Origin of the sequence: Nocardia terrae (assembly GCF_009760405.1) — a bacterium.
Lineage (GTDB): Bacteria > Actinomycetota > Actinomycetes > Mycobacteriales > Mycobacteriaceae > Nocardia > Nocardia terrae.
On sequence record NZ_WRPP01000005.1, the window covers coordinates 238,179 to 252,482 of the forward strand.

12 protein-coding genes and 1 pseudogene are annotated in these 14,304 nt (G+C 67.3%); 7 read left to right on the forward strand and 6 right to left on the reverse strand.

Annotated features, from left to right (window positions below; all coding sequences use genetic code 11):
* Window positions 1-130: 130 nt before the first annotated feature.
* Entirely contained in the window at window positions 131-1,609 is a 1,479-nt protein-coding gene (locus GPX89_RS25130; RefSeq protein WP_157390137.1) for an HNH endonuclease signature motif containing protein, read from the forward strand.
* Window positions 1,610-1,891: 282 nt separating this feature from the next.
* Here the strand turns inward: GPX89_RS25130 and GPX89_RS25135 are convergent, their stop codons facing one another.
* Window positions 1,892-3,259, reverse strand: coding sequence for a sugar transferase (locus GPX89_RS25135; protein ID WP_328602297.1), 1,368 nt, complete (start codon window positions 3,257-3,259; stop codon window positions 1,892-1,894).
* A 647-nt stretch (window positions 3,260-3,906) separates the two neighbouring features.
* On the opposite strand from GPX89_RS25135, the gene GPX89_RS25140 reads away from it, so the two are divergent.
* The 4 genes from GPX89_RS25140 to GPX89_RS25155 are packed head-to-tail and all read left to right on the forward strand — an operon-like array spanning window position 3,907 to window position 7,629.
* The gene (locus GPX89_RS25140) at window positions 3,907-5,172 is read left to right on the forward strand and encodes a class I SAM-dependent methyltransferase (protein ID WP_328602376.1); all 1,266 of its coding nucleotides are present in this window, start codon (window positions 3,907-3,909) and stop codon (window positions 5,170-5,172) included.
* Entirely contained in the window at window positions 5,169-5,951 is a 783-nt protein-coding gene (locus GPX89_RS25145; protein WP_328602298.1) for a sugar phosphate nucleotidyltransferase, read from the forward strand. Before GPX89_RS25140 ends, GPX89_RS25145 begins: the two co-directional genes overlap by 4 nt.
* The gene (locus tag GPX89_RS25150; RefSeq protein ID WP_157390139.1) at window positions 5,948-6,598 is read left to right on the forward strand and encodes a PIG-L deacetylase family protein; all 651 of its coding nucleotides are present in this window, start codon (window positions 5,948-5,950) and stop codon (window positions 6,596-6,598) included. Before GPX89_RS25145 ends, GPX89_RS25150 begins: the two co-directional genes overlap by 4 nt.
* Window positions 6,599-6,600: 2 nt before the next feature.
* On the forward strand, window positions 6,601-7,629 hold the full coding sequence (locus tag GPX89_RS25155) for an NAD-dependent epimerase/dehydratase family protein (RefSeq protein ID WP_157390140.1): 1,029 nt from the start codon (window positions 6,601-6,603) through the stop codon (window positions 7,627-7,629).
* Here GPX89_RS25155 and rfbC read toward each other — a convergent pair.
* The gene (gene rfbC, locus GPX89_RS25160) at window positions 7,613-8,176 is read right to left on the reverse strand and encodes a dTDP-4-dehydrorhamnose 3,5-epimerase (protein ID WP_328602299.1); all 564 of its coding nucleotides are present in this window, start codon (window positions 8,174-8,176) and stop codon (window positions 7,613-7,615) included. The genes GPX89_RS25155 and rfbC overlap by 17 nt on opposite strands.
* 29 nt (window positions 8,177-8,205) lie before the next feature.
* Between rfbC and GPX89_RS25165 the strand changes: the two genes are divergently transcribed.
* Together GPX89_RS25165 and GPX89_RS25170 are read left to right on the forward strand one after the other, a co-directional pair.
* On the forward strand, window positions 8,206-9,288 hold the full coding sequence (locus tag GPX89_RS25165) for a methyltransferase domain-containing protein (RefSeq protein ID WP_235948158.1): 1,083 nt from the start codon (window positions 8,206-8,208) through the stop codon (window positions 9,286-9,288).
* Window positions 9,289-9,421: 133 nt separating this feature from the next.
* On the forward strand, window positions 9,422-10,045 hold the full coding sequence (locus tag GPX89_RS25170; RefSeq protein WP_235947989.1) for an MspA family porin: 624 nt from the start codon (window positions 9,422-9,424) through the stop codon (window positions 10,043-10,045).
* Window positions 10,046-10,075: 30 nt separating this feature from the next.
* On the opposite strand, the pseudogene GPX89_RS25175 reads toward GPX89_RS25170, so the two are convergent.
* From GPX89_RS25175 to GPX89_RS25190, 4 genes and pseudogenes are all read right to left on the reverse strand, one after another.
* Window positions 10,076-10,243, reverse strand: a pseudogene (locus tag GPX89_RS25175) (adenylate/guanylate cyclase domain-containing protein); the annotation flags it as partial.
* 123 nt (window positions 10,244-10,366) lie between these two features.
* On the reverse strand, window positions 10,367-11,203 hold the full coding sequence (locus GPX89_RS25180) for a glycosyltransferase family 2 protein (protein WP_157390143.1): 837 nt from the start codon (window positions 11,201-11,203) through the stop codon (window positions 10,367-10,369).
* Window positions 11,200-12,558, reverse strand: coding sequence for a polysaccharide pyruvyl transferase family protein (locus GPX89_RS25185; RefSeq protein ID WP_328602300.1), 1,359 nt, complete (start codon window positions 12,556-12,558; stop codon window positions 11,200-11,202). The genes GPX89_RS25180 and GPX89_RS25185 overlap by 4 nt, the downstream gene beginning before the upstream one ends.
* 134 nt (window positions 12,559-12,692) lie before the next feature.
* Window positions 12,693-14,303 carry a serine/threonine-protein kinase gene (locus GPX89_RS25190; RefSeq protein WP_328602301.1) on the reverse strand — a complete coding sequence of 537 codons (1,611 nt, stop codon included), beginning with the start codon at window positions 14,301-14,303 and terminating at the stop codon, window positions 12,693-12,695.
* Window position 14,304 lies beyond the last annotated feature (1 nt).

Genomic DNA, 14,304 nt, shown 5'->3' on the forward strand with positions numbered 1-14,304 from the left:
AGCGCTCTTCGAGCCGACGCAGGATCGCCGGGGAACGGATTCTCGAATCACGCTATTTGCCAATAGTTTTCCAGGCGTGTTGGTTCGATCATGCTTTCGTGTCGCGAGATTCGAAACTATGATCGAATGTATGACCGAAACCGCAGCTGACCTCTTCGCCGCATACGCGGTGATCGAGGAGCTGCGTGTCGTGCACTCGGAAATAGCTGCCATGGAAGCCAGGCAGGTCGCGTTGATGACCGCGCTGTATACCCTGCGCCGCGAGGAACAGCTCGATCTCGGTGTCGCCTACTTGCACGCTGGGGAGGACGCCGCCACCGAGATCGGGATCGCCCTCAAGATGTCGCAGCGCTCGGTGGATCTGCTCATCAACCTCGGTCTGGATTTGAACAACCGTTGCCCGGCCACCCGTGAAGCCTTCGCAGCGGGGCGCATCGATCTGGCCCAGGCACGAGCGATCAGCCAGACCCTGATCAACGTCCCGGACGAGGTGCGCGCGGACCTGGAACCCAAGATCGCCGCCTACGCCGAGAATCACGCCCCGGCTCGCGTTCGCCACACCGCCCGCCGCTGGCTGCTCGAGGTCGACCCTGAGGGACAAGCGTTGCGCCGCAAGACCGCCGAAGCCGACCGCTACGTCAATATCACCGCCGCCGACAACGGCACCGCCGTCTTGGACGCTGTCCTGCCTGCTCCGGGCGGACAAGCGTTGTATGAACGCCTGCGGGAAATGGCTTCCAGCCAGGTATGCCGCCACGATCCCCGCACCACCGCCCAGCGTCGCGCCGACGCCTTGGTCGCCCTGGCCGATGGCACCGGGCGTTTGGTGTGCCAGTGCGGACACCCCGACTGCCCCTGCACCGAATCCCCGGATTCGATGCCGGTGGCCCGCAAGGCCCTCGTCCACGTCGGTGTCTCCGCCGAAACCCTCGCCGGCCTGCGGGACAACCCGGCCCTGCTCGCCGGGCTCGGCGCGATCGATGCCGACCTCGCCCGGCAGGTGGCCCGCCACGCCCGCTTCCACCTCATCGACAGCCAACCCGCCACCGACACCAACGGCACTGACATCGCCGCGACGGCCGCCGAAACCTTCACTGCGGAAAGGGAATTGCGGTATCGGCCGGGAGCTCGGGTCGCTGCGCGCGTGCGGGCGCTCGATGGGACCTGCCGTGCGCCGGGGTGCCACATTCCTGCCGCTGCCGCTGACCTCGATCACCAAGATCGGTTCGACCACGCCGACCCGGCCAGCGGGGGTCCTACCACCGAAGACAATCTCGGTGCGCGGTGTCGTCGGCATCATCGGCTAAAGACCCATGCCGAGAATCACCGCAACCAGTGGCAGGTTATTCACCGCCCGGGGCGGGAGGTCGAATGGGTCACGCCCACTGGTGAATCGGTCACGACCGAACCCGAAGGCGTGAAGTTCCTGTTTCCCACCGAGTTCGTGCCGCCGGTCACCGCTGCCGGAGTGCCCGACGCTCCTGCACCGGAATCGTTCTACGATCCCGGGGACGCGGTCAACGAGTTGACCGAGGTGCTGCACGTCTACACCACACCTGCGCAACGGCGCGCACATCGTGGTGCTCGGCGGGCTCGGCACAACATGTGATTCAGATGCTCGAGGCCAGGTAACCCGGGGGAAGACTTCCAGGGTGCATGAACTGGCATCGGGATTGCGCATCGATCGGAGGTACCTGAAGTGTGGTCGCCTCGCCTGCCCTACCGGACTTGGGCTGACGCCGGGTTGGGAGCCGTCACCTCGCCTACCGGCCCACGGACTGCACGGATCACCTTCTCGAGACAAAGACCAAAGATAAAAGACCCAAAACACCCTCCCCGCCCGGATCTCTCGTCTGACTTCCGAGGTCGGCAGCCAATGCGTCGCAGGACACTAGTGGCGGGTCGCGGTGCCGATGGTCTTGGCGATCAGCAGGACGTCCAGGACCATCGACCAGTTCTCGACGTACGAAAGGTCCAGTCGGAGGGCGTCTTCCGGAGTCAGAGCGGTGCGTCCGCTTATCTGCCACAGGCCGGTTAGGCCGGGTTTCACCAGGAGGCGGCGGCGCATGACGCCGTCGTAGGAGTCGACCTCTCGTTGGTGTTGGGGGCGGGGGCCGACGATGCTCATTTCGCCGCGGAGGACGTTGAGGAATTGGGGCAGGTCGTCGAGGGAGTATTTGCGGATCACTCTGCCGATGGGGGTGATTCGGGGGTCGGTGGGGGCGTCGATGAAGAGGGCGCCGTTGGATTCGAGGAGGGCGTCGAGGTGGGGGGTGGCGTCGGCGTACATGCTGCGGAACTTGATCATTCGGAACGGGTGGCCGTCGCGGCCGATGCGTTCGGAGAGGTAGAAGACCGGGCCGCGGCTGGTGAGTTTGACGGCGGCGGCGATGAGGAGGAGGGAGGGGGCTATCGCGAGGAGGGCAGCGGAGGCGAAGCAGAAGTCGAAGACGTCCTTGCGGATCGATTTCGCGCGGTCGTATTGGGGCTTTTCGACGTGCAACATCGGCATGTCGGCGACCACTCGGTGGGTCAGGCGGGTGCCTGCGATGTCGACCAGGCCGGGGGTGACGATGAGTTCGGCGCCCAGCTCGTCGAGTTCCCATGCCATGCGGCGGAAGTCGGCGGGGCCGAGGTTGTCGGTGGCGGTGACGGCCACGGTGTCGGCGCCGGTGCGGCGGACGGCGTCGATGACGTCGTGATCGCTTGCGAGTACCGGGATTTCGTGGCAGCCGACTTCGAGGACGCGGTCGGCAAGGGTGCCCTCGTCGCGGGTGCAGACGCCGATGACCTGATAGCCGGAGTCGGTGTCGCGGGAGAACGCCGCCACCATGGCGCGGGCGGCTTCGGGGCTGCCGACCACCAGCATGGCGGTGCGGTAGTCGCCTTGGGCGCGGCGTTTGGCCACCCAGTGACGCCAGGCTCGGCGTTCGGCCATCAGTCCGAGCATGCCGAGTGGGAGGGCGATGGCCAGATAACCGCGGGCGATGTCTATGCGGAGCAGTAGCGACAGGATGGCTATCCCGCCGAAGAGCTTCAGCGAAGCCGAGACCACGCATCTGTATTCATCTGTGCCACTGCCGATTACGCGCGGCGACCGGGTTCCGCCGAGGGTCAGCATGGCCGACCAGGCCAGCACCAGCACCGTCGACACCATGAAATAGCCGACTTCGAGGGGTAGCTTGGCGGTCAGCGGCGGTTCGATGCCCGCGCCGCCGAAACGAATCAATTGGGCAAATCCGACGATTAACACCAGCACGAATAAGTCGCTGACAAATAGCCGACGAGCGTAATCCGCTTGCCAGCGTTCACGATCCGAGCGCGGCTCGGGGCGCGGAGGCCGGTGGGCACGCACGGCGCGACCGGCTGAAATCTCGTAACTCATGAAACGAACGCACCTCCCCCACGGGAGAACTCGGTTCCGATCCCCACTGATCGGTGCCGCGAACAGGCTGACGCCGGCTTCCCAAGGGCTTTCCGGACCATGAACAACCGATGTGGCCGTCGAGTAGTTCGGCGACCAGAAGCCGAATGTTACACACCCCGGGCGACGCAGACCTTCAAACGCACACCGGCGCAACGTTTCCAGAAAGTAACAGGTTTGAAGACGACTGGGAGCCCGCACCCCTCCCCTAATTTCCCCTATTCGCAAAGTCGCAGGTTGAACTACGCACGATACACCGTGTGAGCTGATGGAAAGCCTTGGCGTGCAAGGCTCGAAAGTTTGCCGACCGAGCGCCCGGTTCTGCGAGTCGCAGAAATCCAGTTGTTTTTGGCACCATCCGTCACCTGCTCAGCCCGGTGGCACCACGGAAAGCTGTTGTAACGTAAGGCCGGACCGGGCCGACCTCAGGTCATCCGGTGCTGCGCGGGCAGCCCTGGCTCGGCGAAAGGTGGGGAATTTTCGTGCAATGTCGTCTTTGCGACTCCAAGAGTTTGATCAGCATTCTCGATCTAGGTGCCACACCGCCCTGCGAGAAGTTTCTGCCGGCCGACGAGCTGGACCTGCCCGAACCGACATATCCACTGCATCTGCGGCTCTGTGAGAACTGCTTGTTGCTGCAGATTCCGGCGCTCATCACTCCGGAAGAGACTTTCACGGAATATGCTTACTTTTCGTCTTTTTCGGACAGCTGGGTTCGCCATGCAAAACTCTTTGTGGACCAAGCAATCACTCGGTTAAATCTGAGCAACGAAAGCTTCGTAGTCGAGGTGGCGAGCAACGACGGCTACCTGTTGCAGCACGCGGTCGCCGCCGGAATCCCGTGCCTGGGCATCGAGCCCTCGGTGAATGTCGGTGCGGCAGCGCGGGACCGGGGCGTCCCGACCGAAACCGCCTTCCTCGACGAGGAGCTGGCGGCGCGCGTGCGCGCCGAGCATCGGCCCGCGAATCTGGTGGTGGCCAACAATGTTTACGCCCACATCCCCGATCTGCTGGGGTTCACCCGCTCGCTGCGGGCGCTCATGGCCGATGACGGCTGGCTGTCCATCGAGGTGCACCACGCACTGAATCTGGTGGCGCTGGCGCAGTTCGACACGATCTATCACGAGCACTTCCAGTACTACACGCTGCTCTCGGCCCAGCGGGCGCTGGCGACGGCCGGGCTCGAGGTCGTGGACTGCGAATTGATTGGCACACATGGCGGTTCGCTTCGGGTCTGGGCGCGGCCGCAGGGTGTGGGGACACCGACCGAACGGGTCGCCGAGGTGTTGCGGCTCGAGGCCGACGCGGGGCTGCACGACGTCGCCGGATACCTCGAACTGCGACCGGACACCGAGCGGGTCCGGCAGGATCTGCTGCGATTCCTCTTGGAGGCCAAGGCATCCGGGAAGCGGGTCGTGGGCTATGGGGCGCCCGGCAAGGGCAACACCCTGCTCAACTACTGCGGTATTCGCACCGACCTGCTCGAGTACACCGTGGACCGAAACCCTTACAAGCACGGACGGTTCACGCCGGGCACCCGGATTCCGATATACGGGGCCGAGCAGATCGACGCCGATCGTCCGGACGTGGTGCTGGTGCTGCCCTGGAACCTGGAGCGCGAGATCACCTCGCAGCTGCGCCATGTCACCGAATGGGGCGGGGAAATCGTGTACCCGCTCCCCCATCTCCATCATGCGACGTTCGACGATGCCGCCGCACCCAGCCTCACGGAAAGGCAAGCGAAGTGAAGGTCGTACTGTTCTGCGGCGGCTACGGCATGAGGATGCGCAACGACACCGGCGATGCCATCCCCAAACCCATGCAGATGGTGGGCCCGCGCCCGCTCATCTGGCACGTCATGCGCTACTACGCCCACTACGGGCACAAGGACTTCGTGCTGTGCCTGGGTTACGGCGCGGCGCACATCAAGAACTTCTTCCTCACCTACCAGGAGTCGGTGTCCAACGACTTCGTCATCCACGGCGGCAAGGTCGAACTGCTGCAGTCCGATATCAGCGACTGGACCATCACCTTCGTCGACACCGGGGTGGAGTCGCCCATCGGTGAGCGGCTGCGCCGGGTGCGCGGGCACCTAGAAGGTGAGCGCTACTTCCTGGCCAACTACTCCGACGTGCTCACCGACGCCCCGCTGGACGAGATGATCGAGAAGGTCCAGGCTTCCGGCGCCGCGGCGTCGATGATGATCGTGCCGCCGAACTCCTCGTTCCACTGCGTGGACGTGAACTCGGCCGGGGAGGTCAAGAACATCACTCCCGCGACGAAACTGCCCATCTGGCTCAACGGCGGGTACTTCGTGCTGACCCAGGAGATCTTCGAGCACCTGACACCCGGCGCGGATCTGGTGGACGACGCGTGCGGTGCGCTCGCCGAGCAGGGCAAGCTGTTCGGCTATCAGCATCACGGCTTCTGGAAGCCCGCCGACACCTTCAAGGAGCGCGCCGAGCTCGATTCCGGGTATCAGAAGGGCGACCGCCCGTGGGCCGTGTGGGAGTCGCGCTCCGCATGATTCGACTCGACACCGGCGCGGTCTCCGAGATCGCGTTGCTGGCCGCCCATTGCGATGACCTGGCCATCGGGATGGGGGGCACGTTGCTGACGTTGTGCGAAGCCAGGCCGGGGCTGCGGGTTCGGGCGTTGATCCTCACCGGGGCGGGGACCGAAAGGGAAACCGAGGAGCAGCGTGCGCTCGAAGCCTTCTGTCCCGGTGCGGATTTGGATCTGACGATTCTGGACATCCCGGATGGGCGGACGCCCGCGCACTGGGAGCGGGCCAAGGATGCGGTGGCCGCGCTGGCCCGGGGTGGCTCTGCCCAGGTGGTGTTCGCGCCGCAGCGGCACGATGCCCACCAGGATCACCGGCTGCTGGCCGAGCTGGCGCCCACCGAGTTTCGCGATCACCTGATCCTCGGCTACGAGATCCTCAAGTGGGAGAACGATACGCCGCAGCCGACGGTGTTCGTGCCATTGCTCGCCGATCGCGCGGAGCGCAAGGCCGAGCTGTTGATGAAACATTATCCCTCGCAACGTAATCGGGACTGGTACGACGAACAGTCCTTCCTGGCCCTGTCCCGGCTGCGCGGGGTGCAGTGCCGCGCCCGCCACGCCGAGGCGTTCCTGCTCGACAAGGCCACCATCACTTTCGGAGGTGCATAGTCATGCGCGTTCTCGTCACCGGACATCAGGGCTATCTGGGGACCGTCATGGTGCCGGCGCTACAGGCGGCCGGTCACGACGTGACCGGTCTGGACAGCGGGTATTTCGCCGAATGCGTGCTGGGCGAGGCGCCGCCCGCGCCGCCGACGCTCAGTGTGGATCTGCGCGATGTGACGGTCGAGCAGCTGGCCGGGTTCGACGCGGTGGTGCATCTGGCGGCGCTGTCCAATGACCCGCTGGGCGCGCTGGCTCCGCAGATCACCTACGACATCAACCATCACGCCTCGGTGCGGCTGGCCCGGCTCGCGAAAGAGGCCGGGGTGCGCCGGTTCCTCTACGCCTCCACATGTTCGGTGTACGGGGCGGCCGGGGACGGTCTGGTGGCCGAGGACGCGCCGCTGCGGCCGTTGACGCCGTACGCCGAATCCAAGGTGCGCGTCGAGGACGATGTGGCCGCCATCGCCGATTCCGGCTTCTCGCCGGTCTTCCTGCGCAATGCCACCGCGTTCGGCTTCTCGCCGCGGCTGCGCGCGGACATCGTGCTCAACAATCTCGTCGGGTACGCGGTGCTCACCGGCGAGGTGAAGGTGCTCTCCGACGGCACGCCGTGGCGGCCGCTGGTGCACGCGCAGGACATCGCGCAGGCGTTCGCCGTGTGCCTGGAAGCGCCGATCGAGGCCATTCACTGCCGGGCCTACAACGTCGGCACCGAGGCCAATAATCTGACCGTCGCGGAGATCGCGCGGGCGGTGGTCGACGTGGTCCCGGGATCCACGCTGGTCATCACCGGCGAGAGCGGGGCGGATCCGCGGTCCTACCGGGTCGATTTCGGTTATGCCCGAAAGGAACTCGGCTTCGAGGGGCAGTGGAGCATTCCCGACGGCGCGGCCGAGCTGTACCGGGAGTACACCGCGCGCGGGCTGACCTCGGAGGCGTTCTTCGAGCGGTTCACCCGTCTGGCACACCTGAAGTCGCTCAAGGCCGCGGGTGTGCTCGACGACGAACTGCGCCGGATCAGGACCGGGGTGTGAGGTGATCGAGGAGCTCACGCCAGGAGCCCGCGGCCGCGTCGCGCGGCGACACCACCGTCACCGGCTGCGGCCAGGCGATGGCCAGGTCCGGGTCGTGGTAGGCCACGCCCAGGTCCTCGGCCGGGTCGTGCGGTCGGTCGATGCGGTAGCAGACGTCGGCCACCTCGGTCAGCGCCTGGAAGCCGTGCAGGAACCCCGGCGGGACGTACAGGTGGCGGAAGTCGGTGTCGTCCAGCAGGAATGCCTGCTGCCGGCCGAAGGTCTCCGAGCCGGGGCGGATGTCGACCAGGACGTCGTGGACCGCCCCGTGGGCACAGCGGACGAGCTTGGCCTCGCCGCGGCCGGAGCGGCCGTGCATGCCGCGAATGACGCCGCGCACGGACCGGGATTGCGAGTCCTGGACGAAGCCCGACGCGATGCCTGGTTTGCCCAGGTGCGTATCGAATTCTTCGGCGTCGAAGGTTCTGGTGAACAGGCCGCGGTCGTCACGGAAGGGATCCGGGGTCAGCAGCAGGACGTCGGCGAGGTCGGTCGATTCGATGCGCACCGGGTCATCGTGCCATGAGCGGCGAACCGCTGTACGGGTGTCGCGGCTGCGGGCTCGGGCCGCTGGTGCGGGTGCTGGATCTCGGGAAAATGCCTGCGGCGGACCACTTTCCGAGTATGACGTCGGTGGATACCGGATCCGAGGCCACCCATCCACTGGCCATGGACCTGTGTGCCATGTGCGGGCTGGCGCAGCTGGCCGAGGACGATACGGTCACCGCGGAACCGCGGGGCGTGGAGCCGCAGGCGCTGCGGGATCAGGCCGTCGACGCGGTGTCGCGGGTGGCCGCGGGTGGCTGGCTGCCCGGCGGCGGCACGGTGCGGGAGTTCGGCAGCCCGCACGGCGGGAGCTGGCTACCGTTGCTGACCGAGCGCGATTACGTGCTGACCGGCGGGCCCGCGGATGTGGTGATCGACTGCTTCGGGATCATGCACGAACCTCATCAGCGGGTGGCGTTCGCGCAGCGGGCGGCGGCCACCGCGCCGGGCGGAGTGCTGCTGCTGCAGTTCCATTCGCTGCACACCATCGTGCGGCAGGGGCAGTGGAATGCGTTGCGGCACGGGCATTTCGCGTACTACTCGATGGCGGCGCTGCAGAAGTTGCTGCGGTCGGCGGGGATGGTCGCGGTGACGGCGTGGGAGTTCTCGCTCTACGGCGGGTCGGTGCTGGTGGCGGCGGTGCACGCGCCGGCCGAGGCCGATCCGTGGATCGCCCGGGTCTGCGCCCAGGAGGCCGCGGTGGCGGATCCGGCCGTGGTGCGAGGGCTGCAGCAGGAGGCGGACCGGCAGGCCGGGGCCTTGCGGCGGTGGGTGGAATCCGAATCCGCCTCCGGCCGTGTCGTTTACGCGTACGGCGCGGCCTCGCGCGCGGTGGCGCTGTTCCATCTCGCGGGCCTGCATCGCGGTCTGCTGGCCGGTGTGGCGGATGCTTCGCCGGGCAAGCAGGGCCGTCGCATGCCCGGTACCGACATCCCGATCATGTCTCCGGCGGAACTGCTTGCCGCGCAGCCGGATCGGGTGCTGTTGACACTGCCCGATCTGCTGCCGGAGGTTTCCGAACGGTGGCCCGAACTCGAGGGAAGGTGGGTGATCGACGTGCCCGAAACACTATGAATGCCTTAATATTTCTAGCTGGGGGCTGATCTTCGGCCTAGGGGGACGTTCACCCACGTTCCAGTGTTCTGGGGAATCATCACGCACGCGTACGCTCAACGCCGTTAGACCTGATGAGGGAATGGGAATAATCATGCGCAACAACACGACTGCGCTCTCTCGTACCGCCACCGTGGCGGTCGCCGGCACCATCGGACTTGCACTGAGCGGGGGCACCGGTGCCGCCGCGGTGGATGCCACCAACTCCATTGTCGACCAGCAAGGCCGCACGGTCGAGGCCATCTCGGCCGATACCCGCATCGACTGGGTGCCGCCGCTGGACGGCAATCCGCTCACCCGCGAGTGGTTCCACAACGGCAAGGCCTGCTTCAAGGTGGACCTGCCGGCGGGCGATCCGTGGACCGGCCACATCACCATGGGCTACCAGGTGGGCTATCCGGCCACGCTCTCGGGCAAGATCTCCTTCCAGTACCAGACTCCGGGCCTGGAGCTGGAACTCGGCACCGACGCCAAAGCCGATGTCTTCAACCTGATTCCGACGCTGGGCGTGCAGCTCGATGTCGGTTTCGGTCCCGGTATCCAGTCGGTGGACGTCGCCGGCGGCGACGTGTCCGGTGCGGGAGGCTGCATCAGCATCGCGGGCTTCCACGGGACCGTCACCGGCGTCCTGGGCACCACCACCATCCGGCCGTTCGTGCGGCTGGTGAGCGGCTCGGGTGACACCGTGGTCGCGTACGGCCCGCTGTCCACGAACTGAGGTGCCGGGTCCGGGTGGGGACAGCCACCCGGACCCGCTACACCGGAATCGCGAGAAGCGTTGGGGCGGAACGGCCTCGGAGGGCAACCGGGCGGACTGGTTCACGGCATCCCCGATCACCGTGTACTCGTAGCGATTCTCCGCACCGATATTGCCCGCGAAGACCGTGCCGTAAGCGACGCCGATACCGAAATCCAGCATTCCCGGGGGCCGGATTCGAGGGCCGTGTGGAAGCAGCGCCAACGGCGGAGCGGGCCCGAGGTTGACAGGTCGATGTCGACGGTCTCGGAAATCCTGCGCGGCGATTGTTCTTGCCGTTGCTCAGTGGAGCTGTTCGGTGCGGCGGAGGGCGGTGGCGAGGGTGCGGACTCGGACGTGGTGGGCGGCGGCGCGGGCCAGGCGCCAGTCGCCGCCGAGGACCGCGGCGCGGCTGACGTATTGGGGGTATTCCGCGCCGAGGCGGTGGTGGAAGCGGAGGGTTTCGGTGAGTTTGCTGACCGGGGAGGTGTCGTCGGGTTGTTCGACGCCGGAAGTGCGCCAGCCTGCGAGGGTTTCGGGCATGCCGTGGAAGTCGCCGAAGGCGCAGACGCGGGCGTAGAGGTCCACCGCCATCAGGACATCCAGCTCGCCGCGGAAGCCGCCGACGCGGTCGAAGTCCTGGCGGCGGAACATCGCCGCGGCGGTGGGGCCGAAGTCGGCGGGGCCGCGTTGCACGATGGTGCGCATCAGGGCGCGGACGGCGCGGCGGCCCAGCAGGTGGGGCAGCCCGCGGTCGGTCGCCTCGACGGCGCCGGACTCGTCGATGACCTGGAATCTGGACGAGCACAGGGCAATGCCGTTGTCGCCCATGACTTCCAGCTGGCGGTCGAGTGCGCCGGGGAGCAGGAGGTCGCCGGCTCGGACCACCTTCACGAAGCGGCCGCTGGTCAGTGAGACCGCTTTGTTCCAGGTCTCGCCGATGGGCAGGGTTTCGTCATTGCGATGCACATGCAGTCGCTGGTCGTCGAAGGACGCGGCGATGGCGGCGGTGTCGTCGGTGCTGACATTGTCGAGCACCACCACCTCGGCATCGGTGTCCTGGGCCAGGATCGAGCGGAGCGTTGTCTCCAAGGCGGGCCCGGCATTGTGGGCCGGGACGCACACCGAGAGGTTCTTCATCGTTCCCCCTGAAGTGATTCGGCTGGTTCACCGGGCAGGCCATCACCTCCCGACACCAGCCCGTACACCCGATCCAGACCCGCGCGGCCGGCGTCGATCTGCTCAACTGCCCTCTGCTGCAGGGTATCCCGCACCTCGGGCGCGGACTCCCACAACAGCCGAATGGCACGTGTCAATTCGGCATCGAGGTTGTCCATGTCGAGGTGGACGATCCGCAATCCGGCTGTCTCGGAGTCGGCGTCGAACATGTCGGCCAGCCCATAGAACTTGTCGTCGTAGTACTGCGAGGCCGTTACAGCCACGGCCGGAATGCCCTGGGAGAGCGCGAAAACCGCGAGGTGGTAGGCGCTGGTCACCACTACCCGGCAGCGCGAGACCTGACGCGCGACATCCTGGGCGGTACCGGTGCAGCCGATGGCGGGCCGGGTGCGGGTCGCGCCGGCCAGCAGGGGCAGGGTGTGGCGGCGGTCGTCGTCGTATTCGGAGACGATGAGCGGGGCCAGGGCGCTGTCCAGGGCGGCGGCCTCGCGGCGCACGACCGCGCCGAGGGTGTCGCGGGCCGAGTCGCTCACCTTGTCGTAGTCCGAAATGCGCAGGCACAGGCCCAGATCGGTGCCGATGCCGGGGCGGCGCAGCCGGTAGGCGAATTCGACGGCGTCGTCGCCGGTGATCATGATCTTGTCCGCGGGCACGCCGAGGTCGGCCAGCAGGCGAGGTCCGCGCAGGCCCTCGCGCACGGCGATGAGGTCGGTGCCGGGCAGCACCTCGGCGGCGCGGCGCAGCAGGTGGGCGTCGCGCATGGGGCCCAGGCCCTGGCCGAGCAGCACATTCGGAATGCCGTGGCGCTGGGCGGCTTCGAGCAGGTTGAGCGTGCGGTGCGCCTGGTGGCCCGCGACATCGGTCAGGTAGCCGCCGCCCAGCGCGATCACCAGGTCCGCTTCGGTGAGCGCGGCGGGCACCGGCGGCAGGTCGGGTGCGACGGCGGGCTTGCGGCGCGCCCGGTTCTTCACATCGCGCAGGTAGTGCTTCGGTGTCTCGGTCGCCGAGCGCCAGCGCAGGGCGGCCGGGCCGAGCAGGTGGATGCCGGCCTGTTCGTCGAGCAGGCCCGCGAGTCCGCCTCTGCCCCAGTGCCCGCCGCTGTGCGCGACCACCGGTTCGGCGCTCGGCAGGACGCCACGCAGGACGTGTGGTTCATCGGTGAGCATGCCGATGCGGGCCTGCGGCCAGTGTTCCCGCAGACGCTCGACGGTCATCGCCATCATGGCGATGTCGCCGCGATTGCGTAAGCGGTACTCGCCGTTGTCGACGAGGATCCGCAGTTTCCCGGCACCGTCCCCCGCGCCAGAGTTCCCCACGCTCGAATTCCTTCCGACGCCGGTCCGAGCAGTCCGGAGGGAATCTATCGCACGTCCAGTCGCTTGCGCTATACGAGAAATGAACTGCTCATCCCCGAATTCGGTTTGTTTGCAAGATCATCCGGGTGTCCGGGTCAGCTGCCCAGCCCGGGGATCTCCATCTTGCTGCACAGCCAGCGGCCGCCGACGTAGTCCATGGCCATGGGAATCGTCTGGGTGCGCTGGTTGGCGTCCTTGCCGTTCACGGTGTCCACCAGGTCGAACACGCCGGTCAATTCGTAGTGGGCGGCGCTGCCGGAGGTGACGGTGCACTTTCCGCCGGTGGCGCGGGTGTGGGTACCGGATTCCAGGAGCAACCGGACGGGCGGTAGCAGGGTTTGCAGCTGGCTCTTCCAGCTTCCGGTGGCGTCGTCCTCGACCTTGGTCTGCCAGGCGTCGCCGTTGCTGTAGTCGTAGGTGTTCATCAGCTGGCCGTAGTCGCAGGCGGCCTTCGTGGCGGCGGCCTTGGAGGCGTCACCGGCCACCGGGGGTTGGGCGATCGAGGTGTCGCCGATCGTGGCGCCGAAGTGGATTGCGCCGGTGCCGAATCCGATGCCGAGGCCGCCGGCCAGGGCGAGCGCCACGACGAAGGCCGCGATCAGGCGCTTGCGGCCGCGGCGGGGCGGGGCGGGCTGCGGAGGCTGAGTCGGGATCGCGTCGACCGGGTGCGGGCCGCTGGCCGGATGGATCGGGTACTGCTGAGGCGGGCGCTGGGTATTCACCTGGGTCGGCAGCGCACCGGACTGCGTCGGGATGCTCGGTCGCGTGGTGTCGCCGGTGAACCCGCTCCGATCCAGGCCCGGCGCACCGGCATTCAGCGGCTGGGCCGGTGCGGGACTCTGGTGCCAGGGGCTCGAGGACCCCGTCGTGGCCGTCAGCGCCTCCGCGGCCGTGGCCGCCAGCTCGCCGCAGCTGGCGAACCGCTGGTCCCGGTTCTTGGCCAGGGCGCGCTCGATGACGTGATCGAAAGCGGGTGGCACGGCCGGGTTCACCTGGCTCGGCCGCGGAATCTCGCCGGCCAGGTGCGCGGCCACCAGCTGCGCCGTGCTCTCGCCCGGGTACGGGAGTTGCCCGGTGAGCATGTGAAACAGCGTGCAGCCCAACGCGTAGACATCCGCGCGGTGGTCGGTGTCGGTGCGCAGCTCGAACTGTTCGGGCGCGGCGTACTGGAAGCTGGCGTACATCTCCCCGGTCCGGGTCAGCGCGCTGGTGTGGTCCACCGCCTTCGCGATTCCGAAGTCCGCCAGATAGACCCGCTGATCCGGCCCCCAGGCCAGCAGGATGTTGGCCGGTTTCACATCCCGGTGCAGCACCCCGGCGCGATGCGCGAAATCCAGCGCCCGCGCGGTCTCGCCAATGATCCGTACCGCGTGGTCCGGGCGGAGCGGCCCGTCCCGCAGCACCGCCGACACGTCGGTGCCCTCGACATACTGCATGGCCATCCACAGCCGATGCTCGTCATTGCCCCGCGTGTACACCGCGACGATGTTCGGATGCGACAGCCGCGCCGCGGTATCCGCCTCCCGCAGGAACCGTGCCCGCACCTCCGGATCATCGGCCTTCCCCGGGGCCAGCAGCTTCAACGCGACCGGACGCGGCAGATCCCGGTCCCGGGCGAGATAGACCTCCCCCATCCCGCCCACCCCGAGCAGCCGGTCCACGGTGTACCCCGCGAAAACCTGGCCCTGCGCGAGTGTCCGCCCCACA